This is a genomic window from Streptomyces sp. NPDC058964 (assembly GCF_042741275.1).
Classification (GTDB): domain Bacteria; phylum Actinomycetota; class Actinomycetes; order Streptomycetales; family Streptomycetaceae; genus Streptomyces.
Genome location: NZ_JBHYKH010000619.1, coordinates 3,176 through 4,760, shown reverse-complemented (window position 1 = coordinate 4,760; position 1,585 = coordinate 3,176). Strand labels below are relative to the sequence as shown.

The following is a 1,585-nucleotide window of genomic DNA, read 5'->3' as shown; positions in this document are numbered from 1 at the left end:
CCCATGAGGTAGGCGGCGGTCGCGCCGGCCGCCCGGTCGTCGATGCCGACGTAGGCCACCCGGGGGCCGGCGGGCAGGTCCGTCGCCAGGGTGACGACGGGGATGCCCGCGGCGGCCAGCCGGCTCACGGCGGCGTTCACCTCGGGGACGTCCGGCGCCTTGAGGATCACGCCCTGGGAACCGCGCCGGGCGATCCGGTCCAGGGTCGCGACCAGCTCCGCCACCGGCCCGGTCTCCCGGAAGTGGAAGCGGGAGCGCAGCACGGCCGGGTGCAGCGAGGGCAGCTCCGCCTCCAGGGCGGCGCGTACGGCCGTGGTGAACCGCTCCGGCGCCTGCATCACGATGTCGACCATGAAGGTACGTCCGACCAGGCGGACCTGGGTGCGCTGCCGGTCCAGTTCGGCGATGGCCCGGCGGACCTCCCGCGCGGTGCTCTCCCGCACGCCGCCCCTGCCGTTCAGCACCCGGTCCACGGTGGCCTCGCTCAGACCCGCCTGACGTGCGATCTCGCGGATCGGGAAGGGATGTCCCACGGCAGCCCTCCTTGAGGGGTTTTTGATGGCTTCTTGCTGGTTGTTCGAGGGTTTTGTACTGACAAGAATGACAGGGCCCCGCCCCCGCAGGCGGACGCCGCAGGGTGTGGGACCGGAAAGGGCATGGAAGCGATGGGACTCCTCGACGACAAGGTCGTCCTCGTGAACGGCGGCAGCCAGGGCGTCGGCGCCGCCATCGCGCGGGCCGCGGTCCGCGAGAACACCACCGTGGCCGTCACGGGGCGGCGCGCCGAGCCGGGTGAGGCACTGGTGGCCGAGCTGACGGCGGCCGGGGGCACGGCCATGTACATCCGGGCCGACCTGGCGGACGCCGGCCAGGCCAAGGCCTCCGTCGGCGCGGTGGTCGACGCGTACGGCCGGGTGGACTGCCTGGTGAACTCGGCGGGGCTGACCTCCCGCGGCACCCTGCTGGACACCACGCCCGAGCTGTTCGACGCGCACATCGCGATCAACCTGAAGGGCCCGTTCTTCGCGATGCAGGCGGCCGTGGCGGACATGGTGGCACGCAAGGCGCCCGGCACGGTCGTCAACATCATCACGTCCTCGGCGCACGGCGGTCAGCCCTTCCTCGCCCCCTACGTCGCCGCCAAGGCGGGCCTGATCGGTCTGACCCGCAACGCCGCCCACGCCCATCGCTGGGACCGGGTGCGGATCAACGGTCTGAACATCGGCTGGACGGCGACCGAGGGCGAGGACGCGACGCAGCGGACCTTCCACGGCGCCGGGGACGACTGGCGCGAGGAGGCCGCGGCCAGGCTGCCGATGGGCAAGCTGGGGCAGCCGGACGAGATCGCCGGCCTCGTGGTCCTCCTGCTGTCGGACCGGTCCGGAGTGGTCACCGGTTCGATCATCGACTGGGACCAGAACGTGCTGGGCGGGCTGGACTGAGCGGGATCGGGGCCGGCGCGGGATCAGCCCCGTCCGGCCGCCGAGGACGAGCCAGAAGGGCGACCGGAGGCCGGGGCGGAGCCCCCGCGACGGCACGAACACACGGACAAAGAGCCACGGAGCCCAAGAGCCACGGTAACCTC

2 protein-coding genes are annotated in these 1,585 nt (G+C 72.8%); one reads left to right on the top strand and one right to left on the bottom strand.

Annotated features, from left to right (window positions below; all coding sequences use genetic code 11):
- Positions 1–533: LacI family DNA-binding transcriptional regulator (locus ACFW2E_RS41610; protein WP_384475783.1), on the bottom strand; the 533-nt coding region annotated here is incomplete at its 3' end.
- 132 nt (positions 534–665) lie between these two features.
- Between ACFW2E_RS41610 and ACFW2E_RS41605 the strand changes: the two genes are divergently transcribed.
- Positions 666–1,442, top strand: a complete 777-nt coding sequence (locus ACFW2E_RS41605; RefSeq protein ID WP_384475786.1) for an SDR family oxidoreductase — start codon at positions 666–668, stop codon at positions 1,440–1,442.
- Positions 1,443–1,585 lie beyond the last annotated feature (143 nt).

Bases quoted from the DNA above. Each gene is read 5' to 3' on its own strand.
- ACFW2E_RS41605 (WP_384475786.1), top strand. From the start codon at position 666: ATGGGACTCCTCGACGACAAGGTCGTCCTCGTGAACGGCGGCAGCCAG.